This window comes from Qipengyuania qiaonensis (genome assembly GCF_019711515.1).
GTDB lineage: Bacteria > Pseudomonadota > Alphaproteobacteria > Sphingomonadales > Sphingomonadaceae > Qipengyuania > Qipengyuania qiaonensis.
In genome coordinates this window covers 499,457-524,454 of record NZ_JAIGNO010000001.1, presented here as the reverse complement: position 1 = coordinate 524,454, position 24,998 = coordinate 499,457, and the positions used below count along the sequence as shown (strand labels likewise).

29 protein-coding genes are annotated in these 24,998 nt (G+C 60.8%); 14 read left to right on the top strand and 15 right to left on the bottom strand.

Features of this window, described 5'->3' with window-relative positions:
• The first annotated feature begins 3 nt into the window (after positions 1-3).
• Together K3174_RS02555 and K3174_RS02550 are read left to right on the top strand one after the other, a co-directional pair.
• Complete coding sequence (locus K3174_RS02555) at positions 4-396, top strand: PaaI family thioesterase (protein WP_345719569.1); 393 nt, start codon at positions 4-6, stop codon at positions 394-396.
• Entirely contained in the window at positions 393-1,520 is a 1,128-nt protein-coding gene (locus tag K3174_RS02550) for an epoxide hydrolase family protein (RefSeq protein ID WP_221555318.1), read from the top strand. Before K3174_RS02555 ends, K3174_RS02550 begins: the two co-directional genes overlap by 4 nt.
• 71 nt (positions 1,521-1,591) lie before the next feature.
• Here K3174_RS02550 and K3174_RS02545 read toward each other — a convergent pair whose 3' ends face one another.
• From K3174_RS02545 to miaA, 8 genes are all read right to left on the bottom strand, one after another.
• Positions 1,592-2,740 (bottom strand): alpha-hydroxy acid oxidase, encoded by a 1,149-nt coding sequence (locus K3174_RS02545; RefSeq protein ID WP_221555317.1) that lies wholly within the window; start codon positions 2,738-2,740, stop codon positions 1,592-1,594.
• Positions 2,737-3,345 (bottom strand): DUF6151 family protein, encoded by a 609-nt coding sequence (locus K3174_RS02540; protein WP_221555316.1) that lies wholly within the window; start codon positions 3,343-3,345, stop codon positions 2,737-2,739. The genes K3174_RS02545 and K3174_RS02540 overlap by 4 nt, the downstream gene beginning before the upstream one ends.
• A gap of 30 nt (positions 3,346-3,375) precedes the next feature.
• Positions 3,376-4,410 carry a ketol-acid reductoisomerase gene (gene ilvC / locus K3174_RS02535; RefSeq protein WP_221555414.1) on the bottom strand — a complete coding sequence of 345 codons (1,035 nt, stop codon included), beginning with the start codon at positions 4,408-4,410 and terminating at the stop codon, positions 3,376-3,378.
• 2 nt (positions 4,411-4,412) lie between these two features.
• Positions 4,413-4,841 carry a lysozyme inhibitor LprI family protein gene (locus K3174_RS02530; protein ID WP_221555315.1) on the bottom strand — a complete coding sequence of 143 codons (429 nt, stop codon included), beginning with the start codon at positions 4,839-4,841 and terminating at the stop codon, positions 4,413-4,415.
• A 25-nt stretch (positions 4,842-4,866) separates the two neighbouring features.
• The gene (gene ilvN, locus K3174_RS02525) at positions 4,867-5,379 is read right to left on the bottom strand and encodes an acetolactate synthase small subunit (protein WP_345719568.1); all 513 of its coding nucleotides are present in this window, start codon (positions 5,377-5,379) and stop codon (positions 4,867-4,869) included.
• On the bottom strand, positions 5,376-5,675 hold the full coding sequence (locus K3174_RS02520) for a hypothetical protein (protein ID WP_221555313.1): 300 nt from the start codon (positions 5,673-5,675) through the stop codon (positions 5,376-5,378). Before K3174_RS02520 ends, ilvN begins: the two co-directional genes overlap by 4 nt.
• Positions 5,675-7,426: a biosynthetic-type acetolactate synthase large subunit gene (gene ilvB, locus K3174_RS02515; RefSeq protein ID WP_221555312.1), complete on the bottom strand. Its 1,752-nt coding sequence runs from the start codon at positions 7,424-7,426 to the stop codon at positions 5,675-5,677. Before ilvB ends, K3174_RS02520 begins: the two co-directional genes overlap by 1 nt.
• A 108-nt stretch (positions 7,427-7,534) precedes the next feature.
• Complete coding sequence (gene miaA, locus K3174_RS02510) at positions 7,535-8,488, bottom strand: tRNA (adenosine(37)-N6)-dimethylallyltransferase MiaA (RefSeq protein WP_221555311.1); 954 nt, start codon at positions 8,486-8,488, stop codon at positions 7,535-7,537.
• Between miaA and serB the strand changes: the two genes are divergently transcribed.
• Complete coding sequence (gene serB, locus K3174_RS02505) at positions 8,445-9,377, top strand: phosphoserine phosphatase SerB (protein ID WP_247711815.1); 933 nt, start codon at positions 8,445-8,447, stop codon at positions 9,375-9,377. The two genes, miaA and serB, sit on opposite strands and share 44 nt — an antisense overlap.
• Positions 9,378-9,433: 56 nt before the next feature.
• Positions 9,434-10,285, top strand: coding sequence for a Coq4 family protein (locus tag K3174_RS02500; protein ID WP_425594416.1), 852 nt, complete (start codon positions 9,434-9,436; stop codon positions 10,283-10,285).
• A 2-nt stretch (positions 10,286-10,287) separates the two neighbouring features.
• Here the strand turns inward: K3174_RS02500 and K3174_RS02495 are convergent, their stop codons facing one another.
• The 6 genes from K3174_RS02495 to K3174_RS02470 are packed head-to-tail and all read right to left on the bottom strand — an operon-like array spanning position 10,288 to position 15,441.
• The gene (locus K3174_RS02495; RefSeq protein WP_221555310.1) at positions 10,288-10,959 is read right to left on the bottom strand and encodes a nitroreductase family protein; all 672 of its coding nucleotides are present in this window, start codon (positions 10,957-10,959) and stop codon (positions 10,288-10,290) included.
• 3 nt (positions 10,960-10,962) lie between these two features.
• On the bottom strand, positions 10,963-11,370 hold the full coding sequence (locus K3174_RS02490) for a DUF3052 family protein (RefSeq protein WP_221555309.1): 408 nt from the start codon (positions 11,368-11,370) through the stop codon (positions 10,963-10,965).
• The gene (locus K3174_RS02485) at positions 11,370-12,107 is read right to left on the bottom strand and encodes a DUF72 domain-containing protein (RefSeq protein ID WP_221555308.1); all 738 of its coding nucleotides are present in this window, start codon (positions 12,105-12,107) and stop codon (positions 11,370-11,372) included. Before K3174_RS02485 ends, K3174_RS02490 begins: the two co-directional genes overlap by 1 nt.
• On the bottom strand, positions 12,104-14,350 hold the full coding sequence (gene purL / locus K3174_RS02480; protein WP_221555307.1) for a phosphoribosylformylglycinamidine synthase subunit PurL: 2,247 nt from the start codon (positions 14,348-14,350) through the stop codon (positions 12,104-12,106). Before purL ends, K3174_RS02485 begins: the two co-directional genes overlap by 4 nt.
• A gap of 10 nt (positions 14,351-14,360) precedes the next feature.
• Complete coding sequence (locus tag K3174_RS02475; protein ID WP_221555306.1) at positions 14,361-15,041, bottom strand: hypothetical protein; 681 nt, start codon at positions 15,039-15,041, stop codon at positions 14,361-14,363.
• Positions 15,042-15,045: 4 nt separating this feature from the next.
• A complete protein-coding gene (locus K3174_RS02470; RefSeq protein ID WP_221555305.1) occupies positions 15,046-15,441 on the bottom strand; it encodes a DUF2177 family protein in 396 nt (131 codons plus the stop codon).
• A gap of 64 nt (positions 15,442-15,505) precedes the next feature.
• Here K3174_RS02470 and K3174_RS02465 point away from each other — a divergent pair, with 64 nt between their 5' ends.
• The 5 genes from K3174_RS02465 (at position 15,506) to queA (ending at position 19,094) form a co-directional block, all read left to right on the top strand.
• Positions 15,506-15,763 (top strand): exodeoxyribonuclease VII small subunit, encoded by a 258-nt coding sequence (locus K3174_RS02465; protein ID WP_221555304.1) that lies wholly within the window; start codon positions 15,506-15,508, stop codon positions 15,761-15,763.
• Positions 15,764-15,768: 5 nt separating this feature from the next.
• Positions 15,769-16,668, top strand: a complete 900-nt coding sequence (locus tag K3174_RS02460) for a polyprenyl synthetase family protein (protein WP_247711852.1) — start codon at positions 15,769-15,771, stop codon at positions 16,666-16,668.
• Entirely contained in the window at positions 16,665-17,177 is a 513-nt protein-coding gene (coaD, locus tag K3174_RS02455; RefSeq protein ID WP_221555303.1) for a pantetheine-phosphate adenylyltransferase, read from the top strand. The genes K3174_RS02460 and coaD overlap by 4 nt, the downstream gene beginning before the upstream one ends.
• Positions 17,178-17,260: 83 nt before the next feature.
• The gene (locus K3174_RS02450) at positions 17,261-18,028 is read left to right on the top strand and encodes a peptidylprolyl isomerase (protein WP_221555410.1); all 768 of its coding nucleotides are present in this window, start codon (positions 17,261-17,263) and stop codon (positions 18,026-18,028) included.
• Between the two features lie 37 nt (positions 18,029-18,065).
• The gene (queA, locus tag K3174_RS02445) at positions 18,066-19,094 is read left to right on the top strand and encodes a tRNA preQ1(34) S-adenosylmethionine ribosyltransferase-isomerase QueA (protein WP_221555302.1); all 1,029 of its coding nucleotides are present in this window, start codon (positions 18,066-18,068) and stop codon (positions 19,092-19,094) included.
• On the opposite strand, the gene K3174_RS02440 is transcribed toward queA, so the two are convergent.
• Entirely contained in the window at positions 19,064-19,588 is a 525-nt protein-coding gene (locus K3174_RS02440) for a TetR-like C-terminal domain-containing protein (RefSeq protein WP_247711814.1), read from the bottom strand. The two genes, queA and K3174_RS02440, sit on opposite strands and share 31 nt — an antisense overlap.
• A gap of 117 nt (positions 19,589-19,705) precedes the next feature.
• Between K3174_RS02440 and K3174_RS02435 the strand changes: the two genes are divergently transcribed.
• The 5 genes from K3174_RS02435 (at position 19,706) to tgt (ending at position 24,989) form a co-directional block, all read left to right on the top strand.
• On the top strand, positions 19,706-21,136 hold the full coding sequence (locus tag K3174_RS02435) for an 8'-apo-carotenoid 13,14-cleaving dioxygenase (RefSeq protein ID WP_221555300.1): 1,431 nt from the start codon (positions 19,706-19,708) through the stop codon (positions 21,134-21,136).
• A 6-nt stretch (positions 21,137-21,142) separates the two neighbouring features.
• Positions 21,143-22,084: an ABC transporter ATP-binding protein gene (locus K3174_RS02430; RefSeq protein ID WP_221555299.1), complete on the top strand. Its 942-nt coding sequence runs from the start codon at positions 21,143-21,145 to the stop codon at positions 22,082-22,084.
• A complete protein-coding gene (locus K3174_RS02425) occupies positions 22,081-22,845 on the top strand; it encodes an ABC transporter permease (protein ID WP_221555298.1) in 765 nt (254 codons plus the stop codon). Before K3174_RS02430 ends, K3174_RS02425 begins: the two co-directional genes overlap by 4 nt.
• 102 nt (positions 22,846-22,947) lie before the next feature.
• Positions 22,948-23,862 (top strand): DUF481 domain-containing protein, encoded by a 915-nt coding sequence (locus K3174_RS02420; RefSeq protein WP_247711813.1) that lies wholly within the window; start codon positions 22,948-22,950, stop codon positions 23,860-23,862.
• Positions 23,863-23,864: 2 nt separating this feature from the next.
• On the top strand, positions 23,865-24,989 hold the full coding sequence (tgt, locus tag K3174_RS02415) for a tRNA guanosine(34) transglycosylase Tgt (RefSeq protein ID WP_221555296.1): 1,125 nt from the start codon (positions 23,865-23,867) through the stop codon (positions 24,987-24,989).
• Positions 24,990-24,998 lie beyond the last annotated feature (9 nt).

Sequence of the window (24,998 nt, the reverse complement as noted above, 5' to 3'; positions counted from 1 at the left end):
CTGGTGCGGATCGTTTCGACCGATGCCGAAGGTGGCGCCCGCCTCGATTATGAGGCCAAGCGCGAACAATGCCACTCGCGTGGCGTGGTGCAGGGCGGCTTCATCAGCGGATGGATCGATGCTGCCATGACGCACGCAGCCATGGCCAAAAACGGACCCGGCATTGTGCCCATGACCTTGGAACTGAAGGTCAGCTTTTTCGCCCCGACGCGACCCGGCCTGGAGATTGCAGAAGCCTGGCTCGAACGGCACGGCAAGCGGACGAGGTTTTATGAAGGCCACCTCAAGGACGCAAACGGTACGGTGCTGGCCAAGGCTACCAGCACGATCCGGCTGGCCGATATGGTACGCGCAATCGAGGCGTCGAAGCAGGCGACCGGAAGTAAGACGGCATGAACCCGATCAGGTCTTTCACGCTCAATATTCCGGAGGACGCACTGGTGGCATTGGCCGATCGACTCGACCGGATTCGCTGGCCGGAGGAGGAACCGGTCGCGGACTGGTCGCAGGGCACCAAGCTCGCTGCACTCAAGGAACTCGTCGCCTACTGGCGTATCGAATACGACTGGCGGCGCTGTGAGGCGCGGCTCAATGATATCGGCCAGTTCACCACGGATATCGATGGTCTTTCGATCCACTTCCTCCACAAGCGATCCTCGCGAGAGGATGCGATGCCGCTGGTTATAACCCACGGTTGGCCGGGCTCGGTGATCGAATTCCTTGGCGTCATCGACGAATTGGTCGAGCCATCCGATCCTGACGCCATGGCGTTCCACGTGGTCGCGCCGTCGCTGCCCGGCTACGGCTTTTCACAAAAGCCATCCTCGACGGGCTGGGGGATTGAGCGCATTGCGCGTGCATGGGTCGAATTAATGCAGCGGCTTGGCTATGATCACTGGGTCGCTCAGGGTGGCGATTGGGGCGCAGCAGTGACCACCGCCATCGGCCAGCTTGCGCCGAAAGGGTGTAAAGCCATCCACCTCAATATGCCCATCGGACAGCCGGGGCCGCAAGACATGGCGAGCAAGGATCCCAAAGTGCTGAAGGCGATGCAGGCACTGGGCTTTTATAGGGAATGGGACTCGGGCTATTCGAAGGAGCAGAGCACACGGCCGCAGACAATCGGCTATGCGCTGGTCGATTCTCCGGTCGCGCTGGCAGCGTGGATCCTCGAGAAGATCTATTACTGGACCGACAATGACGGATCGCCCTGGGATGCTTTGTCGATGGATCAAGTGCTCGACGACATCATGCTTTATTGGCTACCGGCAACGGGTGCGTCAGCGGCGCGGCTTTACTGGGAGAGCTTCGCCAAGTTCGGCGCTGGAACGGTGGATATTCCGTCGGGTGCCAGCGCATTTCCTAAAGAAATACTACCAGCGCCGCGCGCTTGGGTCGAACGGACTCTGACCAATCTTGTCTACTGGAACGAGCTGGAGAAGGGCGGCCACTTTGCAGCGTGGGAGCAACCGGATCTGTTCGTGAGAGAGTTGCGTGCTTGTTTTGCTAAAGTGGTTTGATCTCTCCCACCTGTCGTTACGAGTGCCGTTGCCGCATCGCCTGCCGCTCCTCGCAGTAACTTCGAACAAGCTCAGCGCCAGCGCAGGCGCTCGGGTGTGAGTTGGGCGACCGAGGTTACGCCCATGAGGCGCATCCCGCGCTCGATCTCTTCCTTGAGAATGCCGATCGCCCTTTCGACACCGGCCTGACCTGCCGCAGCAAGCGCATAGAGATAGAGCCTTCCGCCCGAAGCGGCGGTTGCTCCGCCTGCCAGGCTCTTGAGGGCATGCGTGCCGCGCCGAACGCCACCGTCGAGGATGATTTCGATCTCGCCACCAACCGCATCGAAGATCTCGCGCAATTGATCGAACGGAGCACGACTGCCATCGAGCTGCCTGCCGCCGTGGTTCGAAATCCAGATGGCATCGGCCCCGATCTCGACAGCGCGGCGAGCGTCGGCAGCGCTCATCACGCCCTTCAGGGCGAAAGTGCCTCCCCAATCCTGACGGATGCGTTCGGCCGTGCCCCAGTCCATTTTCGTATCGAGCATGGTGTTGAAATAGTCCTGGATGCTTACAGCTTTACCGGTGCCTTCCTGCACATGCCTGTCGAGATTGGGGAGACGGAACTTCGGCCCGAAGACGTAGTCCAGCGTCCACCGCGGACGCGTCGCGTAGCTCCACAAGGCCCTGGCGGTAAAGCGCGGTGGAGTAGTGAAGCCCGAGCGCAGACAGCGCTCGCGTTTGCCCGATACGATAGTGTCGACTGTCAGCGCGAGCGCATCGAACTTCGCTTCCCGACAGCGCTGGATCAACGATGCGTTGAGGCCCTCATCCTTGTGGACGTAAAGCTGGAACAGCTTCGGTCCGCCAGTCAACGCGGCGATTTCCTCGATGGAATGCGTTGCGAGGCTGGAGATGCCGAACCACACGCCGAACTTTTCCGCCGCCTGTGCCACTGCGCGCTCGCCATCGCGATGGAAGGCGCGTTGGAGGGCCGTAGGGCTGAGCATCAAGGGCAGGGCGCTCGTGCGGCCCATAATCGTGCAGGAGGTGTCGATGCTGCCAACGCCCGCCAGCACGTCGGGCACAAGGTCGACCTCGTCGAAGGCACTGGTATTTCGCGCCTTGGTGATCTCGTCGTCAGCCGCTCCGTCGATATAGTCGAACACCGGCCAGGGCAGGCGCCGTTTCGCCAGCGTCCTGAAATCGTCGATATTGTGACAGTCGGCGAGCTTCATGCGCGGCCAAGCGCCTTCTGCTCGAGCTCGGTCAGGCGGCGGGGCGAAACGACGGGTTCCAGTGTCTTCGGATCGAACAGAGCACTGCGGCGATGGTCGCCCGCGAGCAAATCCTTGATCATTCGCCAGAAAAAACGCCGCATCAACCGGTTGAAGGGCATGGGCGTAAGCGCACTGGCATCGCCGGTCGCCTGCTCGGGAAAGACATGGCCAATGGGCGATCCCAGCAGTGCCTCACGCTGCGCTCCGTCGGTGTTGGCGAGGATGGTGGTTACGTAGGGCACTTTGCCATTGGCATAGGTGTTGAACAGTGGCGAATTGCAGCAGCTTGCGTACCAACGCAAAGTCTTGCCTGAAGTCATGTGCAGGCTCGCCAGTTGGTCCCGGCCCGTATGCAGCTCCACCCGGGCACAGCGCGACTGGTAGAGGTCGGTGCCGCCAAGATCGTCCAGTACGCGCTCTTCCTGACGCAGGTGACGGACAAGATCGCGGCAATCGGCGCAGTGGCAAACTACCCTGTCGCCTTCGGACGGACCTGCCTTGAGAACTGCGCCGGTCACGGTGCCACATTGGCAGGCAAAAGGCAGGGTTCCGGGGGCGCTCATGGTGTTTCCCTCCATGAGCGCGACCCTAGCTCAGTTCTTGTCCTTGTCGACCAGCTTGTTGGCGCCGATCCAGGGCATCATCGCGCGCAGCTGCGCGCCGGTCTGTTCGATCGGATGCGCGGCGGCAGCCTTGCGGCTCGCCTTCAGTTCGGGCTGGCCGGCCTGATTGTCGAGCACGAAATCCTTCACGAAGCGGCCCGACTGGATGTCCTTGAGCACCCGCTTCATTTCGGCCTTGGTCTCGTCCGTAATGATGCGCGGGCCCGTCCTGATATCGCCGTACTCGGCGGTGTTCGAGATCGAATAGCGCATATTCGCGATGCCGCCTTCATAGAGCAGGTCCACGATTAGTTTGGTTTCGTGCAGGCATTCGAAGTAGGCCATTTCGGGCGCGTAACCAGCCTCGACCAGTGTCTCGAACCCTGCCTGGATCAGGTGAGTGATACCGCCGCACAGCACGGCCTGCTCACCGAAGAGGTCGGTTTCGCACTCTTCCTTGAAATCGGTCTCGATGATGCCGCTGCGTCCGCCGCCGACGGCACTGGCATAGGATAGGGCGAGCTGCTTGGCGTAGCCTTGACCACCCGACTGCTCACTCTCCTGGTGGACTGCGATAAGGCAGGGCACGCCGCCACCTTTCAGGTATTCGCCACGCACGGTGTGGCCGGGGCCTTTGGGCGCGATCATGATGACATCGATGTCTGCGGGCGGGTCGATAAGACCGAAATGGATGTTGAGACCGTGCGCGAATGCGAGCGCGGTGCCGCGGCGCATCTTGCCCGCAACCTCGTCCGCATAGATCGCCGCCTGATGCTCGTCCGGCGCAAGGATCATGAGCACATCGGCCCATTCGGCGGCTTCGGATACCGTCTTCACAATAAAGCCTGCAGCTTCTGCCTTCTTCGCCGTGGTCGAACCTTCTCGCAAAGCAATGACGACTTCACCCACGCCGCTGTCGCGCAGGTTCTGGGCATGGGCGTGGCCCTGGCTGCCATAGCCGACGATAGCGACCTTCTTGTCCTTGATCAGCCCGGTTTCGCAATCGGTATCGTAGTAAACTTGCATGGTCATTTCCCGTCTTGCGGGGCGTCGCCCGCGTTCTCATATTCGTCGATATCGAGCCAGCTGATGTAGCCCTCGATATCGGCAATCCTGTGTTCGATGATGTCCAGTCTGCAGTCGGGCGCGGCAATCACGCGGTGCATCGAGCCGAAGCCTTGGCTGTAAAAGGCCGTGCATGAGCCCTCCTTGAAGGCGATCCAGGCCCTTTCTTCAGCGACCAGCGGCGCGCGTGCATCTGGGTACAGCTCATCGACCAGCTGCATCAACCTCTTCCATCGCTCGTTCAGCCGTTCGTCGGCGGCACTGATCGCGGCGCCGTAGCATTCCCGGAATTCCGGATCGGTCACCGCCTGCTCGACGCAGCTCTCGAGCTGGACCCGGTAATGCGCCAGCGGCGGCGATGCTGTTGCGGTGCTCGCGGCTTGCGCGAGCATGATGATCGAAGCGGCAAGCATGGTCTCAGTCCCCAGTACCGCGCATCATTCCCACGATCCCCGAGCGTCCGACCTCCACAAGGCCAAGTTCGCGCATAAGGGCAATGAAGCTGTTGATCTTGTCCGGCGAGCCGGTGAGTTCGAAGACGAAGCTACTGGTCGTCGTGTCGACCACGTTGGCGCGAAAAAGCTCCGCGATACGCAACGCCTCGACCCGGTTGTCACCCTTGCCGCCGACCTTTACCAGCGCCAGCTCACGCTCGACATGCGCTCCTTCTTCGGTCAGGTCGATCACCTTGTGCACCGGAACCAGCCGTTCAAGCTGCGCACGGATCTGATCGATCACCGGTTCGGGACCGTTGGTCACGATGGTGATGCGGCTGATCGCGTGATCTTCTGAAATATCGGCGACGGTCAGACTGTCGATGTTGTAGCCGCGCGCCGTGAACATACCGGTGATCTTGGCGAGGATGCCCGGTTCGTTGTCGACGATGACGTTGAGGACGTGCCGCTCTGCGGTCTGCTGGGCGATCTTCACTGCTCGCGATCCTGCCATACTGGCTCGAACATACGCCCTTTGCCGTCGTACTCGCGCAAAAAATCACGGCCGCGGCGGATGGCTTCGAAATTGTCGGTCTGGCGGCCGAGGTCGAGTGTGTCGGGCAACAGGATCCAGGCGTCGTCGCCCTGTTTCTGCGCCACTTCCATACCGAGAAAGCGCTGACCGCTATCTTCGATCCAGTCGAGCACCCGCTCGGCATCGGGACGGTTGAACCACACGCGACGCTCCGCGCGATCCGCGAAGTGCGATGGAATTTTCTGCTGCATACCCATCAGACCAGAGCCTTGGCTTCGTCGTCCATCGTGCCGCCCACTTCATCACCATAGAGCAGCATCTCGGTGTGCGCTGCGCCGCTGGGAATCATCGGAAAACAGTTGGCTTCCTTGGCGACCCGGCAATCCACCATCACCGGTCCGTCATGGGCGAGCATGTCATCGATGCCGACATCCAGCTGGCTTTCATCCTCGATCCGGATGCCCTTCCAGCCATAGGCTTCGGCAAGCTTCACGAAATCGGGCAGACTGTCCGAGTAGCTGTTCGAGTAGCGGCTTTCATAGGTCAGTTGCTGCCACTGCCGGACCATGCCCATATACTCATTATTGAGGATGAAGACCTTGACCGGCAGGCGATACTGGCTTGCCGTGCCAAGTTCCTGAATATTCATCTGGATGCTCGCTTCGCCCGCGATATCTATGACGAGGCTGTCGGGATTGCCCAACTGGGCGCCGATTGCGGCAGGCAGGCCGTAACCCATCGTCCCGAGACCGCCGCTGGTCAGCCACTTGTTCGGCCCCATGAAGCCGAAATACTGCGCCGCCCACATCTGGTGCTGGCCGACTTCGGTGGTGATGATCGGATCGCGGTCTTTCGTCAGGGCGAAAAGGCGCTCAACGCTCTTCTGGGGCATGATCAAGCCGCCTGAACGTTCCGGATAGGAGAGGCAGTCGCGCGCTTTCCAGCCGAGGATGCGGGCTTTCCATTCGGAAAGATCCTGCGCTTTCCGCTGGCCCCAGCCCTCGACAAGTTGATCTAGTACATGCGCGCAATCGCCGACAATACCGAGATCGACCGGGACGATCTTGTTGATGCTTGCGCGGTCGATGTCGATGTGGATCTTCTTTGCTTCGGGCGCGAACGCGTCGAGGCGGCCGGTCACGCGGTCGTCGAAGCGCGCGCCGATGGCGACGATGAGGTCGGCCCGATTCATCGCCATATTGGCTTCATAGGTGCCGTGCATGCCGAGCATGCCCAGCCAGTCGGGATGATCGGCAGGAAACGCGCCTAAGCCCATGAGCGTACTGGTGACGGGCGCGCCGGTCGTATCCTGCAGCTTGCGCAACAATTCCGCGGCGCGCGGCCCGGCATTGATGACGCCGCCGCCAGTGTAGAACACCGGCCTTTCCGCCTTGGCGAGCATGTCGACAGCCTCGGCGATCTCGTCCGCCGCGCCGATCACGCAGGGCTGGTAGCGGTGCGAGGGCAGGGGGCTGTCGTCCTGATCGTCCCACTTCGCCAGAGCTATTTGCACATCCTTCGGAATGTCGATGACGACCGGGCCGGGGCGGCCGGTTGTGGCGATGCGAAAGGCTTCCCGGATCGTCGCACCCAGCCTCTCGGGATCTTTGACGAGGTAATTGTGCTTGGTGCAATGGCGGGTAAGGCCGACCGTATCGGCTTCCTGAAAGGCATCTGTGCCGATCAGGGCGGTGGGAACCTGTCCGGTGATTACGACCAGCGGAATCGAATCCATAAAGGCATCGGCGATGCCTGTGACCGCATTGGTCGCGCCAGGGCCGCTGGTGACGAGCACCACGCCGGGCTTGCCGGTGGAGCGCGCATAGCCTTCCGCGGCATGCGCGGCACCGGCCTCGTGACGCACGAGAATGTGGCGAATTTCCCGATCGGCAAAAAGCTCGTCATAGATGGGGAGCACCGCTCCACCGGGGTAGCCGAAGACGAACTCGACGCCCTGGCGCTTGAGGCATTTGATCAGGATGGCGGCGCCGCTGCGCTCAGTACTCACTTTATCCTCCGACCCGTTTCCGGTGTTCGACAGACACAAATCGGCCCGACGCTGGGGTCTGAAGCGCCGGGCCGACTACGCTCCAGATAGATGCGTCTAATTTCACGGTCAACCGATTTCGTGAAACAAAGAAACAAAATAATCATATTCAGCGATAGTTTTGTTATTTTCACGCGGCCAGTTTACCGGCGGTTGGTTGCGGAACCACGTGTATTGGCGCTTGGCATACTGGCGCGTGGCGGTCTGGCCAGCGGCGATAGCTTCAGCGCGCAATAGGTCTCCTTTGAGCAGGCCGGCGATCTCGGGCACGCCTATCGCACGCATGACGGGGAGCGCCGGATCGAGGTCCCGCCGGAGCAGGGATTCGACCTCTTCGAGAGCGCCGAGATCGAGCATCCGTTCGAACCTCGCATCGCATCGCGCGTACAGCCAGTCCCGGTCGGGCAGGACAACCAAGGGATGAAGTGCGATCTCTTTCGCGATTCCGCCCGTTTGCCGGTCTTGCCAATAAACCATCGGATGCCCGGTCGAACGCACGACCTCGAGCGCCCGGGCCATGCGCTGCGTATCGCGAGGCCCGAGACGTCGGGCGGCTTCTGGGTCTTCGTCGACGAGCCTTTCGCGCAACTTTTCGGTCGCGAGCCCGCGAACGGTTTCCCGCACCTCAGGATCGATCGAGGGAATTGGCGATATGCCGTCCAGCAAGGTCCGCATGTAGAGGCCTGTGCCACCGCACAGTATCGGTATGTTGCCATCCGCATGAACCTTGGCGATCGCGGACTTGGCCACTGCGGCCCAGTCGGCAGCCGAGCAGGGCTGGGCACCATCCCATGTCCCGAAGAGCCGGTGTTCGATCCCGCCCATGTCCTGCTCTGTCGGCCGCGCCGAGAGCACGCGCAGGTCCCTATAGACCTGCTGGCTGTCGGCATTGACAACCACGCCGCGCCGTCCCGCGCGAGCGAGGCGCTGCGCAAGTTCCACCGCGAGATCGCTCTTGCCGCTGGCGGTCGGCCCTGCAATGAGCGCGACCGGTTTCAAATCGGGAGACGTGTTGGTGCTCATTGCCCGGCTGATAGCAGACATGGACGACGTGGAAACACGGCTCGGTGCGGCGCTCGAGTCCTGCACCGATGCGGACATGCCGGTAGCCGCGGCCAGCATGCTCGACTTCTGCGGTGACGTCCTCCAGCTCTCGCTGCCGCATGGGAACTCCAGGGAGCTCACCGGCATCCTCGTCGAACATTTCGGAGAATGCGATCTGCTCGTCGCGGACCACGAAATCGAAGTCCCGCGTCTGTTTGTGTCGGACATGGATTCGACCATGATCGGCCAGGAATGCATCGACGAGCTGGCGGATTTCGCCGGTATCAAAGACGAGGTTGCTGCGATAACCGAACGCGCCATGCTTGGAGAGCTTGATTTCGGGACGGCGCTCAAGGAGCGAGTAGGGCTGCTCCAAGGTCTGGCGGAAGACGCGATCGATCGTTGCCTCGCGGAAAGAATCAGTCCGGTCGCCGGTGCGCGGACGCTTGTCGCGACGCTACGGAGCAAGGGCTGCCGCACGGCGCTGGTAACTGGCGGTTTCCATCATTTTGCCGATCCGATCGCAGATCTGCTGGGGTTCGAACGCGTCGTCGGCAACCGGCTCGGTGTTGCCGACGGTATTCTCACCGGGTCGCTTGTAGGACCGGTCAGCGATGCGTCGACCAAACTCACGACGCTGGAGGAAGAACGCGACAATTTGGGCGATGGCGCGCGCGTGCTCGCGACCGGCGACGGCGCGAACGACGTGCCGATGATCCAGGCTGCCGATTACGGCTTCGCCTATCGTGCCAAACCGAAAGCGCGCGATGCCGCGAACGGGCGGATAAACAGCGTCGATCTCACCGCGATCCTGAAGCTCTTCGGAATTCCCGAAAGCGAATGGGTGGAGGATGTCTCGGCCGTCTAGGTATGGCGCGCATTTCCAATGCGAGACCGTTCGTTTCTGTTAGGGATCGGGCAGTTATGATGAATACCACGACAAACGGTGCTTTCGCCTCCGTCGATCTGGAAACCGCCCGTGACGGGACGCCGCTGCGTCATCCGCATAGGCCCAAGACGCGTTATCGCCCCCTCGCTGCGCTCCGACATTTTCACGAGCTGCTGAAGGACAAGGAGAACACGGCGGAAGTTTTCAAGATTTACAATGCATTGCCTTCCAGCCAGTTCATTCCGCGTGTGCGCGCGCTAACGCTCAGCCAGCATGGCGAGGCGTTGCGCACGAGCGAGCCGTTTCTTCCGCCAATCCTCGACGATCACGATGCCTTGCGCAAAATGCCGAGGGGTTCGGTCGCCCACGCCTATTGCGATTTCATGGAGCAGGAGGGGCTTTCCGCTGCCGGTCTGGTCGAGGAATTCGAGAAGGTGGGCCGTCCGGTCTATGACGATCTCGTCCAGTGGTTCGGTTCCCGCCAGCGCGACACACATGATCTGATGCATGTGTTGACCGGCTATGGCCGTGACGCGCTGGGCGAGCAATGTGTGCTGCTGTTTACGCATGGCCAGAGCCCCAGTCAGGGCCATTTGCTGCTGGGCTATGCAGGATCGGTCCATCTGAAGAAGATGGTGAAGAGCGAAGCGCCCATCATGAAGGCCGTGCGGCAGGCCCATCGCATCGGCCGGGCGTGCCCGCCGCTAGTCGGTCTTTCGATCCGCGAGCTGCTGATAAAGGATCTGAGGCAGGCACGCGTGGAGCTGAACATTCCCGAGCCACACTGGTACCACGAATGCCATCGAATCTGGCGCGAAGAAGGCGTCGACCCTTACGACTTGCTAGCCCGGCAACAAGGAATGACGAAGGTGGCGGCAGCCGCCTGAGGTCACAGCCAGCTGGCGATCTGCGCCAGCGGCTTCTTGTTAAGAGCATGAACGGGGACTGTCGCGCCTTTGGCAGGGTGCCCGACAACGACGACCATCAAGGGTTTCTCCCAATCCGGCCGACCGCATAGTTCGCGCAGAAATCGCATGGGCGAGGGGGTGTGCGTCAAGGTCGCCAATCCTGCCTCGTGTAGCGTCGCGATCAGCATTCCGCAGGCAATCCCGACACTTTCGTTCACGTAATAGTTCTGCGTCTTGCCGTCTTCCTCGATCCCGCCCTTGCGTTGAGCGAACACCACGATGAGCCACGGCGCGGTTTCGAGGAACGGTTTGTCTTCGTCGGTGCCGAGCGGCGCGAGGGCTTGGAGCCATTCTTCGCTTGCCTTGCCGGCATAGAAATTGCGTTCTTCCGCTTCGGCGGCGCCGCGGATCTCCTGCTTCCTTTCGGGAGAGGACACCACGGCGAAGTGCCAGGGTTGGTGGTTTGCACCGTTCGGCGCCGTCCCAGCCGCTTCGATTGCTGCCTCGATCACTTCGCGCGGTACGGGATCGTCGGAAAAGTAGCGGCAGGTACGCCGTTCCTTCAGCCGGTCCCGAAAGGCTGTGGCCCGCGCGACCCGTTCCTCATCCGACATTTCAGGGAGGGTATAGGGAACGGCGTCATGGCTACGCATCGGTCAGCGCAATTCCTTGCGGATCACGAGTTTGAGGCCCGACCATGTCTCGTCGATAGCACAAACCTTGGTATCGACCAGCCCCATCGGCAGGCAGATTTCGCGGATCGTGTCTTCGGTTACATCGGTCGGGATCCCGGATGCTTTCTTGGGCCAACTGACCCAGACATGCCCGTCGTGCGCCATATGCCGACGCAGCTGCGCCAGCGTGGTTTCCAGTGCGGCCCGGTCCGTCACGAAAATATGCGCGGCATCGGGGCGTTCTTCGGGACCTGCCACGAAGATCAGATCGAGGGCATATTCGCCGATCTCGTCCTGCACGCTTTCCGGCATGGCATCGAACCAGACTCGCTGACCGTCGCGCAGACTGAGCTTTTTGGCCAGCGGCGTTCCCGAATAGCCGGCGGCCATCAGGGCAGCCGTTCGATGAGCGCCTGCGCAGCCGCAGGATTGCGGACCTTGGCCCCCGCGATGAAGAAGACATAGGCATCGCGGTCGCCCTTGGCCCAATCGCGGGCCTTGTCCGCCCAACTGTCCAGCGCGGATGCGTCGTAGCCGGTATCCACCGTCTCGATCGTGCGCTGCAGGCGGGCATAGGCGAAATCGGCGGTCTGCTCTTCGATGCGCGGATAATCGTCGCTGTCGGCGAAGACGATCGCCATGTTGCGTGCACGCGCCAGCTCGAAAAAAGCCGGATCGGCGAAGCTGTCATGGCGCGGTTCGAGCGCATGGCGCAGCGGTACGCCATCCTGTGCATCGGGAATGAGATCGAGAAAGCGGGCGAAATCGTCGGGTTCGAAGCGTTTGGCGGCGGCGAATTGCCACAGGATCGGGCCGAGTTTGGCGCCCAGTTCGGTAAAGCCCTGACCAAGGAAGGCCTCGATCGACTCCTTGCCCTCGGCGAGCAGTTTGCGCGCGGTCGAATAGCGCGAGGCCTTGAGGCTGAACTGGAAACCATCGGGCGCCGCTTCCGCCCATTTGCGCCAGCTTTCGGGTTTTTGCCGCCCGTAGAAAGTGGCGTTGATCTCGATCGCGGTGAGATGCTGGACCGCGTATTCCAGCTCCCGTTTCTGTGCCAGGCCGTGGGGATAGAAAGCGCCGCGCCACGGCGCGTAAGTCCACCCGCCGATACCGGCGCGAACGGTCATTTTTCCATCCAGTTGCGGAAGAAGCCGGCATGCGCGGCCTTCAGCTCGACGATGGTCTTGCCGAACAGCGTCTCGCTGCCGGTCCTGCCGATGCGGCGGAAGCCGATCGAGGCGGTATCCTCGTTCTCGGTACCCTTGGCGAGCGCCTCGTTCAGGGCTTGCGGGTCGGGGACGGTGACAACGTAGCGCCCCTGATCTTCGCCGAACCACCACTGCGCCTGGGTGTAATCGCGATGCCATTCCACATCGGCGCCCATATCTCCGGCCATCGCCATTTCGGCGAGCGCCACGGCGAGGCCGCCGTCCGACACATCGTGCACCGCACTCACCAGCCCGTCGGCGATCAGCTGGAGGACGATTTTGCCGGCGTTCTTCTCGACGGTGAGATCGGTCGGCGGCGTGCGACCTTCGTCGCGGCCGTGGATTTCGCTGAGCCACAGCGATTTGCCCAGATGCGAACGTTCCGGATCGGGCGTGGCCCAGTGTTCGGCGCGGATGAGGTAGATCGCCTCTCCTTCGGCCTTGAAGGGCATGGTCATCATGCGATCGTAATCGTCGATCAGGCCGACGCCGCCGATGGCCGGGGTGGGCAGGATGGCGCTGCCGCCACCCGTCGCCTTGCTTTCGTTGTAGAGGCTGACATTGCCGCTCACGATCGGGAAATCGAGCACGCGGCAGGCATTGCCCATACCTTCCAGCGCGTGGACGAACTGGCTCATGATCTCGGGCCGCTGCGGGTTGCCGAAATTGAGGCAGTTGGTGACCGCGAGCGGTCGCGCGCCGACTGCGCAGAGGTTGCGATAGGCCTCGGCGATGGCCTGCTTGCCGCCTTCATATGGGTCGGCAAAGACGTAGCGCGGCGTGCAATCGGTGCTGATTGCCAGCGCCTTCTTCGTGCCGTGAACCCTGACAACGCCGGCATCGCCCCCGGTCTGGAGCGTGTCCGCGCCGACCTGGCTGTCATACTGCTCCGATATCCATTTGCGCGACGAGAGGTTGGGCGATGCGAGCAGCTTGATAAGGTCGCCGCCGACGTCGTCGGTATCGGGTCGCTCTGCCATCGGCTTGATGCCGGCCCAGGCGGTGTATTCGTCCTTGGAGATGTAGGGGCGGTCGTATTCGGGCGCGTCGGCGGCGAGCGGGCCCAGCGGGATGTCGCACACGACCTCGCCGCCGAATTCGAGCACCATATGCCGTGTGTCGGTGACTTCGCCGATGACCGCGAAATCGAGTTCCCACTTTTTGAAGATGGCTTCCGCCATGGCTTCCTTGCCGGGCTTCAGCACCATGAGCATGCGCTCCTGACTTTCGCTCAGCATCATTTCGTAAGGCGTCATGCCGGTTTCGCGGCATGGCACCTTGTCCATCTCGAGGCGGATGCCGGCCTTGCCGTTGGTCGCCATCTCGACGCTGGACGAGGTAAGCCCCGCCGCGCCCATATCCTGGATCGCGACGATGGCGTCGGTCGCCATGAGTTCGAGGCAAGCTTCGATCAGCAGCTTTTCGGTGAACGGATCGCCCACCTGCACGGTGGGACGCTTGGCGTCGGCGTCCTCCTCGAAATCGGCGGAGGCCATGGTCGCCCCGTGAATGCCGTCGCGCCCGGTCTTGGAGCCGACATAGACGATCGGATTGCCGACGCCGGTCGCCGCCGAATAGAAGATCTTGTCGGCATCGGCGACGCCGACCGTCATCGCGTTCACGAGGATATTGCCGTCATAGGCAGGGTGGAAATTGGTTTCGCCGCACACTGTGGGAACGCCAACGCAGTTGCCGTAGCCGCCAATCCCCGCGACCACGCCTTGGACGAGGTGCTTCATCTTCGGATGGTCGGGCCGTCCGAAGCGCAAGGCATTGGCATTGGCGACGGGTCGTGCGCCCATGGTGAAGACGTCGCGCAGGATCCCCCCGACGCCGGTCGCCGCGCCCTGATAGGGTTCGATGTAGCTGGGGTGGTTGTGGCTCTCCATCTTGAAGATGGCGGCTTGTCCGTCCCCGATATCGATCACGCCCGCATTCTCGCCCGGGCCGCAGATTACCCAGGGTGCTTCGGTCGGCAGCTTCTTGAGATGCAAACGGCTTGATTTGTAGGAGCAATGCTCGCTCCACATGACCGAGAAAATGCCCAGCTCTACCAGATTGGGCTCGCGGCCCAGCGCATTCAGGACGCGCTCGTACTCCTCGGGGCTTAGCCCGTGCTGCTCGACGACTTGGGGTGTGATCGCGGATTCGACTGTTGCCATGCGCGCGCGCTTAGCGCCGCACGCTCGGGACTGCCAGTCCCACTTGGTTTTTATGCCACCTTGTCGCCTGGACCCAATAGGCCAGCGCGGTCAGTATTGCGAAGGACAGCAGCGCCGTGGCGAACATGGCGACACCGGCTTCCTGGGGTTTTGGACCGAACCAGTTGATTGCCTGAAACAGCAGCATGGTGGCAAGCAGGATCAGCGGCGGGATGAGTGGCCCCTTGGTGCGACTGATGTAGAACAGATAGGCCGCGAGGATCAGGCCGATCTCGACCGGCATCGCGATAGGGGGCGAGTCCCAGAGACCGAACCCGAGCTTGTGTTCGCCGCCGGCAATCGTCAGGTCCGGACGATGGACCAGAAGATCGAGAAGCCAATGGCTCATGACGACGATTGCACCCCAAGTCGCCGCGACGAAATTACGCGACACGAACCAGATCACCATGGCAAAGCCAAGCGCCCATGCCCCGGTGCCCAAAAGACTATGGGTGTAGGGCATGTGATAGAGATCGAGCGGGTTCATCGCGGTGATGCCGGGAACCAGTCGCAGCTTTTCGACGCCGATCAGGGCGAGCGTAAAAAATCCCCAGTCCACCAGCTGCGCCGCTACGAACAAGGTACCCAGCTTGGGAGCTTCTTCGGTTAGCCCGCGTGCAATGAAGGCGGGCGCAAAGTGACCGATGAACATCGGCTCAGCCGAACTTTCTTGCAGCGAATGTTGCGGCGCCGGCGGCGCCCGCAGTGGCAAATGTACCCCAGCAAATGTCGATGACGGTCACGATCGTCGGCCAGGTACGCATTGTGGCCTGGTTCGTAAGATCGTAGGTCGCATAGCAGATTGCGCCGAGCAGTGCGCCGTTGAGTATGGCCGCTTCGATCCCGTTCGCCAAACCCGGTCGAACCGCAAACCATACGATCGCGCCTACATAGGCAGCATAGAACACTAGCGCGGGAGCCATACTAAAGCTGTCCGCCAGCAGGTTGCCGAGTTGAGGGCGGTAGAAGTTGGGGCCTGCCCAATTGAGCCAGACGGCATCCAAGGCGCCAAACACCAAAGCGGCTGCGACTGCGGCGACAATCCACGTCATATTGGCTCCCCGTCTTTTGGGCTTACTTGACCGCGCGCAGACCACCCGTCAATGCTTGCCCTCAATGACAGAGGAACAATCACAGATTTCGGAGTTGAGTTTCGAGCAGGCGCTACGCGAACTCGAAAGCGTGGTGCGTCGGCTCGAGAGTGGAGAAGTCCCCTTGGACGAGAGCATCGATCTCTATGAACGCGGCGAACACCTGCGCAAGGCATGTCAGTCGCGGCTTGACGCGGCCCAGGCGCGGATCGAGAAGATCGTTGCCGGTCCCGATGGAAAGCCCGCCGGGACCGAGCCTTTCGATCCCGGTAGCGTAGCGTGACCTTTATGACGGCCATGCCCGATCTGCTGGGTGAAGCTTTCGAGCGAATCCAGGATGAGGTGGACAGCGCCTTCGATGCTTTTCTTCCGGTACCGGACGACACCCGGGCGAGACTGGTCGAAGCGATGCGCTACGCGGCGATCGGTGCTGGCAAGCGCATACGTCCGTTACTCCTTGTCGCGACTTCGGAGCTGTTCGGAGTAAATCGGAACGCGGCGATCAACGCGGGATGTGCGGTCGAGGCGATCCACGCTTATTCGCTCATCCATGACGATCTTCCTTGCATGGACGACGACGACCTGCGTCATGGCAAACCCACCGTGCACAAGGCGTTCGACGAAGCGACTGCGGTCCTCGCAGGCGATAGCCTACACGCTCTCGCTTTCGATATCCTGACACAGCCGGACACCAGTACGGATCCTTTCGTGCGCGCCGAATTGGTGGCGACCTTGGCACGAGCCAGCGGCCATGATGGCATGGCTGGTGGCCAGATGATGGATATCGTCTCGGAGCAGGAGGATTACGACCTGCGACAGATTACGCGGCTGCAGCAGCTCAAGACCGGTGCATTGCTCGCCGCGAGTGTCGAGATGGGTTTGGTGCTCGGACGGGTGCCCCCGGAAGGACGCACGCATTTGCGCGCCTATGCCCGAGACATCGGCCTGGCGTTCCAGATTGCCGATGATCTGCTGGATGTGGAAGGCGACGAGGAGAAAGCGGGCAAGGCGCTGCGCAAGGACGACGGGCAGGGCAAGCAGACCTTTGTGACATTGATGGGGGCCGATCAGGCACGGGCACAAGCAACCATGCTGGTGGAACAGGCCGGACGGCATCTTTCCGGCCATGGCGAGGATGCACGGTTGCTGGTGGAACTTGCCAATTTCATCGTGAAAAGAGATCATTGATGGCAAAACGCGTCGGCATTTACCCCGGGACGTTCGATCCCATCACGCTCGGCCATATGGATATAATCGAGCGCGGTGCCAAGTTGGTCGACGAATTGATCATCGGCGTAACGACCAATATTGCGAAGTCGCCGATGTTCGATGACGGCGAACGCATCTCCATGGTCGAACGCGAAGTTGCGGGATTGGCCAGCAAGAGCATTCGCGTGGTTGGCTTCAACTCGCTCCTGATGAATTTTGCCGAGCACATGAAAGCCGACATCGTGATCCGGGGTATCCGCGGAGTGACGGACTTCGAGTATGAATACCAGCTCACCGGCATGAACAGGCAGCTCAACGATCGGATAGAAACCGTCTTTCTGATGGCCGATGTCGAACTCCAGCCGATAGCCAGCCGGTTGGTGAAGGAAATTGCCCTTTATGGCGGTCCGATCGAGAAGTTCGTAACTCCAGCGGTGCGTGCCGACGTGGAGGAACGAGTCCAGAAAATGGGCAAGCGCGGCGACTGATCTGCGCGACGAACCTATTCATTGAACCGACAGACGCCTCCCGCTAGACGGCCCATCATTCAGGACATTGCCACGGAATGACGATGCTCAAGACTTCGCTTGCCATTGCTGCCGCGCTGACGCTTGCCGTCACGCCTTTTGTCGCTCACGCGCAAGAAGAGCCGGTCGCGACCGAACAAACCGAACAAGATATCTCAACGGGGCAGAATGCCCCTGCCGGACAGTCGACATCTACTGACGATGATGCCGATACTGAAGATGCTGCCGACACTCGTGTGTTCTCGCCGGTCAATTTCAACGTCAACGAAGATCTCGAAAACATTCTTCTGCTGGATCTTTCGACCGGTGAGCGGGTGGCAATCCGCCTGAAGCCCGATTGGGCGCCCAACCATGTGGAACGCGTCAAGACACTGACTCGTCAGGGTTTTTACGATGGAGTGATCTTTCACCGCGTGATCGATGGGTTCATGGCCCAGACGGGAGATCCCACAGGAACCGGCACAGGCGGTTCGCAACTTCCCGACGTAGCCGAGGAATTCAACCGCATGCCCCATGTGCGCGGCACGGTTTCCATGGCCCGCGCGGCCAGTGAAGACAGCGCCAATAGCCAATTCTTCATCGTCTTCTATCCGCGGCTTAACCTCGACAGCAATTATACCAATTTCGGTCGCGTTATCTCCAACATGACAGCGGTCGATGCGATCCAGCGTGGCGAACCGCCCGCAAATCCCACACGTGTTCTGCAGGCCTCGATCGCCGCCGACAACAAGCCGGTGCCGGCAATGCCTGCGCCGCAGATCCAGGAAGAATCCATTTCGATCGACGATCTGAACGCGCCGATCGGCAACTGACTTCCCATCATGCCGCGCCCGCATTAGGGGCGGCGCGATGAAGGTCGACCTTTTCGATTTCGAACTGCCGCCCGAGCGGATTGCTTTGCGGCCGGCACAGCCGCGCGACGCTGCACGCATGCTCGTGGTTCGTGGCAACAAGCCGTTCGAGGATCGGGGCGTGCGCGATCTGCCACAATTGCTGCGCGCAGGCGACGTGCTGGTGTTCAACGATACGCGGGTCATCCCTGCCCAGCTCGAGGGGCGCAGAGGCGATGCGAAAATTGGCGCCACCCTGCACAAACGCATCGATCTCCGGCGCTGGCAGGCTTTCGTGCGTAATGCCAAAAGATTGCGTGCTGGCGATGTCGCGGAATTCGGGGGCGGAGTCACTGCCTTCGCCGAACAGCGATTGCCGGATGGAAGTTTCGTCCTGGCGTTCGAAGGTGAAGAGCCCGTCGAGCTGTTGCTCGAACGAGCGGGGCGGATGCCGCTGCCGCCCTATATTGCCGGCAAACGTGCAACGGACGAGCGTGACCGCCAAGACTACCAGACCATGTTCGCGGCGAGGGATGGCGCCGTCGCCGCACCGACCGCCGCCCTGCATTTTACGCCCGATCTGATCGAGGCGCTCGACGCGGCAGGAATCAGGCGCGAGTTGCTCACGCTGCACGTAGGTGCCGGTACCTTTCTGCCGGTCAAGGCGGAGGACACCGACGACCATGCCATGCATTCCGAATGGGGCCGTATCGAACCGGAAGTGGCCGCGCGTCTGAATGCCGCCAAGATGGCAGGGGGACGATTGATCGCGGTCGGCACCACCAGTCTTCGTCTGCTGGAAAGTGCGACGGGAATGGACGGAGTCGTGCGAGAATTCTCCGGCGATACAGACATCTTTATCACCCCCGGATATCGGTTCCGAGCCGTGGACGGGCTCATGACCAACTTCCATCTACCCAAATCGACACTGATGATGCTGGTGAGCGCGCTGATGGGGCGTGAGCGCATGCTGACCGCCTACGAACATGCCATTTCGAACGATTACCGGTTCTATAGCTACGGGGATTCCTCGCTACTGCTTCCCTGATCGGGAAACAGGTTGTCGGTATCGAGCATCCGTTCGATGAGGGAATCGTCGGCGGGTATCCGGCCATCGAGCATGAGCATGGCTATGCCGTGGGCTATCGACCATGCCTGCAGCGCCAGCGTCTCAGCGCGTTCGGGATTGCCGGCGAGCGCCCGGGTGTTGGCGATGAGCAGGGCGCGCGCTTCGTCCGGCACATCGCTGTCTTCGATCGGGCGACCCTGCGTGAACATCAGCCGGAACAGAGCGGGATGGGCGAGGGCGAACCGAACATAGGTTCTGCCCGTCTCGGCAAAGCCCGCTGCTCCACCGCCTGCTTTTTTCGCGGCTGCGGATTGTTCGCTTCCGAGCAGCTTCAACCCTTCGCGAGCCAGCGCTTTGTCGAGCGCCTGCTTGTCCGGAAAATGGCGATAGACGGCGGTAGGAGAAACCCCCACATCGCGGGCCAACTCGCGCAAGGAAGGTGCCTTGCCATCCGGTCCCTCGAGCGCATTCATGCCGGAGGAAAGAAGGGCATCGCGCAAGTTGCCGTGATGATATGCCGGGGAGGATGTTGACACTGTTACCATAATCTCTATGTTTACGTTGTTCACTTTAGCTTTGGCGAGTCGTTCATGGCAAGCGTCATCGAGAAAACCATTCGCAAGGCGGTAACTCCGGCAATTCAGGCGGTAGCCAACATCAACCGCTATCGCTTGCCCGATGCCGGGAAGAATCCTTTTCTCGGGGGCGTGCATACGCCGCTTACAGAGGAGTTCACGCTCGACAACCTTGACGTAATGGGCTCCATCCCCGCCGAACTCGATGGCCGTTACGTCCGCATCGGCCCCAATCCGTTTGGCGAAGGAAGCAAGGGCCATCACTGGTTCGTCGGCGATGGGATGGTCCATGGCGTGCGGCTAAAATACGGCAAGGCGGAATGGTATCGCAACCGTTTCATCCGCTCGCGCGATCTTGCAGCGAAGGGTGGCCCCGACGCGGTCGAAGGGCCCCGTCGCGGTCATGGCGATACGGTCAATACCAATGTCCTCGGCATCGGCGGGAAGATCATGGCTTTGGTCGAGGCGAGCAGCTTCCCGGTGGAACTCGACGGCAATCTCGACAGCATTGCCTATTCCGATTTCGGCGGCGGCCTGACCGGTTCATTCACCGCGCATCCGCACCAATGCCCAGCCAATGGTGAGTTTCACGCTATCTGCTACGATGGTGCCTTGCACGACAAGATCCGTCATGTCGCCATGGATCGAACGGGTAAAGTGCTGCGGGAAACCGAGATCGCGGTTCGAAACGGCCCATCGATCCACGATTGCGCGCTGACCGAGAACTATGTCGTCATCCTCGATCTGCCGGTGACGTTCTCGATGCAGGCGCTGATCGCGGGACATAAATTCCCATATCGTTGGAACCGCAGTCACACGGCGCGAGTCGGCCTTCTGTCGCGCGCGGATAGCCTGCGGGAGGTGGTCTGGCACGAGGTCGAGCCTTGCTATGTCTTCCATGTCGGCAACAGCTTCGAGAACGAAGCTGGCGAGGTGATCATCGACCTATGCGCCTACGAGACCATTTTCGATGGCGAGATGCCTGGCCCCTATGGCAGAGCGCTTGGGCTCGAGCGTTGGACTGTCGACGGAAAAGGCGGGACTGTCCGGCGCGCTACGATCGACTCCGCCGGACAGGAATTCCCGCGACCCGACGAGCGCTATTTCACCAAAGACTACCGCTATCTCTGGGCGATGGGACTGCCCGAGGACGGGGATCTCGAATTCGTCGCCCCAATGCCGCTTTATCGTCAGGACCTTGCTACCGGTGAGCGCATTCAACACGATTTCGGCGAGGGGCGCATTCCGGGCGAATTCGTGTTCGTACCGCGGACTGCCGATGCGCCGGAAGGCGATGGCTGGGTGATGGGATACGTCATCGACCGCAACTTGCGCACCAGTGCGCTGGAAATTCTCGATGCGATTAGCCTAGAGCCGGTTGCATCGATCCAAATCCCGCACCTCATTCCTCCGGGCTTCCATGGCAACTGGATCGCCGCTAGCTAAGCGTTCGTGGATTCGATTCTAGAGTTATCCGGCCTGTCCAAGGTCTATCCCGGCGGGCTGAAAGCGCTCGACAATGTCGATCTGGCTATACGCAAGGGTGAAATTTTCGCCCTGCTCGGCCCGAACGGCGCGGGCAAGACGACGTTGATCGGCGCGGTGTGCGGGCTTGTGCGCGCCAGCTCCGGTACGATCCGGGCTTTCGGTCATGATCTTCAGAATGACTGGCGCAAGGCACGCAGCCGCATTGGCCTCGTACCACAGGAACTGAGCACCGATATGTTCGAGCCCGTGCACCGCGCTGTTAGCTATTCGCGCGGACTTTTCGGGCTGGCGCCCGACAAGAAGCGGATCGAGGAGATCCTGCGAAGTCTGAGCCTGTGGGAAAAACGCGACGAACGGATTATGGCTCTGTCGGGCGGGATGAAGCGCCGTGTCCTGATCGCCAAGGCGCTCGCGCACGAACCGGACCTGCTTTTCCTGGACGAGCCGACCGCTGGCGTCGATGTCGAATTGCGCAAAGGCATGTGGGCGATCATCGATGAGATGCGGAGCAGGGGAGTTACCATCATCCTGACGACGCACTACATCGAAGAAGCGGAAATGATGGCCGACCGTGTCGGCATCATCAACCGCGGAAAGCTTCTGATGGTCGACGAGAAGGACGCCATGATGGCACGGCTCGGACGGACCGAGGCACATATTTGGTTGGCCGAGCCCTTGCCGGTGCTGCCGCCGGAAATTGCCCGCTTCCCGGTCGAACTGGAGCAGGGCGGCCGGTCAATCTGTTATCGCGGTGGCGATGGTACGGGCAAGGGTAAGGCCGAAGTCGCGGAGCTTACAAAAGCCCTGATCAGGGCCGGTATCGACTATACGGGCATCGATACTCGTGAGAGCAGTTTGGAAGACATATTCGTCTCCCTGCTTGGTGACGAGGAGGTCGCGGCATGATCTCCTGGCGCTCAACCTGGGCAATCTACACACGCGAACTGATGCGCTTTTTGCGTACCGCATTCCAATCCGTGCTTGCGCCCGTATTGACGACATCGCTTTATTTCATCGTGTTCGGCGCAGCGATCGGCGGACGCATGCCCGACCTGGGCGGTGTCGATTACGGCGCTTTCATCATTCCAGGGCTGCTCATGCTGACGCTGCTGGGCGAGACAACCAGCAATTCGAGCTTCGGGATATACATGCCGCGGTTCACCGGCACGATCTACGAACTGCTGAGCGCACCTGTCGGAGTTGCCGAAACGCTGATTGGCTTCGTAGGCGCCGCAATGACCAAAAGCCTGATCCTTGCCACGATCATTCTCGTGACGGCACGATTGTTCGTGGATTATTCGATCGCCCATCCATTGCTGGCGGTGTTCTACATCATGCTGGTCGCGGCGGCCTTCAGCCTGTTCGGGTTCATCCTCGGCATCTGGGCCGACAATTTCGAGAAACTCGGCATTATACCCTTGCTGTTTCTCACCCCGCTGACCTTTTTGGGCGGCACATTCTATTCGATCGATATGCTGCCCAAACCTTGGGACACCATCGCCCTGGCCAATCCGATAGTCTATCTGGTGAGCGGACTACGCTGGACGTTCTATGGATCTAGCGATGTCAACATCTGGATAAGCTTCGCCATCACGCTGGGCTTCCTCGCCATATGCGTGGCGGTGATCGCCTATATCTTCAGGACAGGTTGGAGACTACGCGCCTGAATACGAAGGCATTCGGTCGATCCAGGGTGGCGACCGGGCAGTGTCCTCGATAGTGTACTGAGTATGATTGTCAGAACCGTATCTCGCGCCACAATGATAGGCATGATTGCGCTTGCTGCGCCTGCGCAGGCCGAGCTGCCCGAAGCTGCGCGGCAGATGATCGACACGGCTTTGGCAGCCGGCGACAAAACGAAGATCGCCACGGTCATCGAACTCGCGCGGAAGACTTGGCCAGACGACGCCGAAGAGATCGCCCAGATCGAAGGCCAGTGGAAAAAGGCGAGTGCCGAGAAGGCTGCTCTGGCGGAAAAGAAGAAGGAAGAGGAGATTCGCACGGCGGGATTGCTCGATCGATGGACCGGAGAGGGCGAGCTGGGCGGGTTCCACTCCACTGGCAATAGCAGGATGACTGGCATTACCGCTGCACTTAGCTTGATGCGTCAGGGGATCGACTGGTCCCATCGTCTGAAAGGTCGATTCGATTTCCAGCGCCAGGATGGCGTTACCAGTCGCGAAAAGTATTTCGCTTCCTATGAGCCACGTTGGGAGTTTGGCGAAAACATCTTCGCGTACGGATTGGCGCAGTACGATAGCGACATTTTTCAGGGTATCGATGGCAGATACGCGTTGTCGGGTGGTCTGGGATATAAGGTGGTCGATGGCGACGGCGTCAGTCTTTCCGTCAAGGCGGGACCGGCCTATCGGGTCACCGACTACACCGACGGCCGAACCGAAAACAGCATCGCTGCACTCGCCGGCCTGGATTTCGACTGGCGGGTCTTCGATCGACTGACCCTTACTCAGGATACTAACGCCGTCGCCGAAACCGGCGGACAGGCGCTGGTGATCGTAGACAGCACGAGTACCACGCTGAACCTGGTTACCGGTCTCGATTTCAAAGTGACCGATAAGCTGCGCGCGCGGATGAGCTATGCCATCGACTACGATAGCAACCCAGCGGTAGGCGCTTTGTCGACCGATACATCGACGCGTGCATCGATCGTCTACGGCTTCTGAATTTGAAAAGCCGCTTTTCCTTCGCCGTCGAGGCTTCCGACGGCGCGGCCCGGACTGGCACGATATCCATGCTGCGTGGGCAGATTCGCACGCCTGCTTTCATGCCGGTTGGCACTGCGGCAACAGTCAAAGCGATGAAGCCCGAAACCGTGCGGAAGACTGGCGCGGACATTATTCTTGGCAATACCTATCATCTGATGCTTCGCCCGGGAGCCGAGCGTGTGGCGAAGCTCGGCGGACTGCACAAGTTCATGAACTGGCATCGACCGATCCTGACCGACAGCGGTGGATATCAGGTGATGAGCCTGTCCGATCTGCGCAAGCTGACGGAGGAAGGAGTAGAGTTTCGGAGCCACATCGATGGTTCGAAACACATGCTGACACCGGAACGCAGCATAGAAATACAGCGTCTGCTTGGCAGCGATATCGTCATGGCCTTCGACGAATGTCCACGCGCCGACCGTCCCCGCGAAGAGATTGCCGCCAGCATGGAGATGAGCATGCGCTGGGCAGCGCGCAGCAGGAGCGGTTTCGATGCCGGGGGAGAACTCGCTCAACGCGCGGCGCTCTTCGGCATTCAGCAGGGCGCGCTCGATCGAGAATTACGCCAGATCAGCGCCGAGCAACTCACGGATATCGGCTTCGACGGCTATGCTATCGGGGGTCTTGCAGTGGGCGAGGGACAGGAGGCGATGTTTGCCACACTCGATTACGCGCCGGGCCAGCTGCCGGTAGACCGTCCACGTTATCTGATGGGCGTTGGCAAGCCTGACGACCTTGTCGGCGCGGTCGAGCGCGGAGTCGATATGTTCGATTGCGTGCTACCGAGCCGCTCGGGCCGCAACGGTCAGGCATTTACCTGGAACGGCCCGATCAATCTCAGAAACGCGCGCTTTGCCGAAGATCAGGAACCGCTCGACAGCCGTTGTACCTGCGACACGTGCGGTACCTATACGCGTGCCTACCTCCACCATCTTGTCAAATCGCAGGAAATTCTCGGGGCAATGTTGATGACGGAGCACAACATTGCATTCTACCAGCAGCTGATGCAGGCCATGCGCGATGCGATTGGCAAGGGCTGCTTCGCGACCTTTGCAGCCGATTTCCGAAGGGATTACTTGCGTTAAGCCGAGGCT

Bases quoted from the DNA above. Each gene is read 5' to 3' on its own strand.
- K3174_RS02425 (WP_221555298.1), top strand. From the start codon at position 22,081: ATGATCTCCTGGCGCTCAACCTGGGCAATCTACACACGCGAACTGATG.
- K3174_RS02495 (WP_221555310.1), bottom strand. From the start codon at position 10,959: ATGCGTAGCCATGACGCCGTTCCCTATACCCTCCCTGAAATGTCGGAT.
- K3174_RS02465 (WP_221555304.1), top strand. From the start codon at position 15,506: ATGACAGAGGAACAATCACAGATTTCGGAGTTGAGTTTCGAGCAGGCG.
- K3174_RS02470 (WP_221555305.1), bottom strand. From the start codon at position 15,441: ATGACGTGGATTGTCGCCGCAGTCGCAGCCGCTTTGGTGTTTGGCGCC.
- K3174_RS02520 (WP_221555313.1), bottom strand. From the start codon at position 5,675: ATGGGTATGCAGCAGAAAATTCCATCGCACTTCGCGGATCGCGCGGAG.
- purL (WP_221555307.1), bottom strand. From the start codon at position 14,350: ATGGCAACAGTCGAATCCGCGATCACACCCCAAGTCGTCGAGCAGCAC.
- ilvC (WP_221555414.1), bottom strand. From the start codon at position 4,410: ATGCAAGTTTACTACGATACCGATTGCGAAACCGGGCTGATCAAGGAC.
- serB (WP_247711815.1), top strand. From the start codon at position 8,445: ATGAGCGCGACCGGTTTCAAATCGGGAGACGTGTTGGTGCTCATTGCC.
- K3174_RS02450 (WP_221555410.1), top strand. From the start codon at position 17,261: ATGCTCAAGACTTCGCTTGCCATTGCTGCCGCGCTGACGCTTGCCGTC.
- K3174_RS02530 (WP_221555315.1), bottom strand. From the start codon at position 4,841: ATGCTCGCGCAAGCCGCGAGCACCGCAACAGCATCGCCGCCGCTGGCG.
- K3174_RS02540 (WP_221555316.1), bottom strand. From the start codon at position 3,345: ATGAGCGCCCCCGGAACCCTGCCTTTTGCCTGCCAATGTGGCACCGTG.
- K3174_RS02485 (WP_221555308.1), bottom strand. From the start codon at position 12,107: ATGACCGTTCGCGCCGGTATCGGCGGGTGGACTTACGCGCCGTGGCGC.
- K3174_RS02420 (WP_247711813.1), top strand. From the start codon at position 22,948: ATGATTGCGCTTGCTGCGCCTGCGCAGGCCGAGCTGCCCGAAGCTGCG.
- K3174_RS02545 (WP_221555317.1), bottom strand. From the start codon at position 2,740: ATGAAGCTCGCCGACTGTCACAATATCGACGATTTCAGGACGCTGGCG.
- queA (WP_221555302.1), top strand. From the start codon at position 18,066: ATGAAGGTCGACCTTTTCGATTTCGAACTGCCGCCCGAGCGGATTGCT.
- miaA (WP_221555311.1), bottom strand. From the start codon at position 8,488: ATGAGCACCAACACGTCTCCCGATTTGAAACCGGTCGCGCTCATTGCA.
- K3174_RS02550 (WP_221555318.1), top strand. From the start codon at position 393: ATGAACCCGATCAGGTCTTTCACGCTCAATATTCCGGAGGACGCACTG.
- K3174_RS02475 (WP_221555306.1), bottom strand. From the start codon at position 15,041: ATGTTCATCGGTCACTTTGCGCCCGCCTTCATTGCACGCGGGCTAACC.
- K3174_RS02435 (WP_221555300.1), top strand. From the start codon at position 19,706: ATGGCAAGCGTCATCGAGAAAACCATTCGCAAGGCGGTAACTCCGGCA.
- K3174_RS02490 (WP_221555309.1), bottom strand. From the start codon at position 11,370: ATGGCCGCCGGCTATTCGGGAACGCCGCTGGCCAAAAAGCTCAGTCTG.
- K3174_RS02440 (WP_247711814.1), bottom strand. From the start codon at position 19,588: ATGAATGCGCTCGAGGGACCGGATGGCAAGGCACCTTCCTTGCGCGAG.
- K3174_RS02460 (WP_247711852.1), top strand. From the start codon at position 15,769: ATGACGGCCATGCCCGATCTGCTGGGTGAAGCTTTCGAGCGAATCCAG.
- K3174_RS02500 (WP_425594416.1), top strand. From the start codon at position 9,434: ATGATGAATACCACGACAAACGGTGCTTTCGCCTCCGTCGATCTGGAA.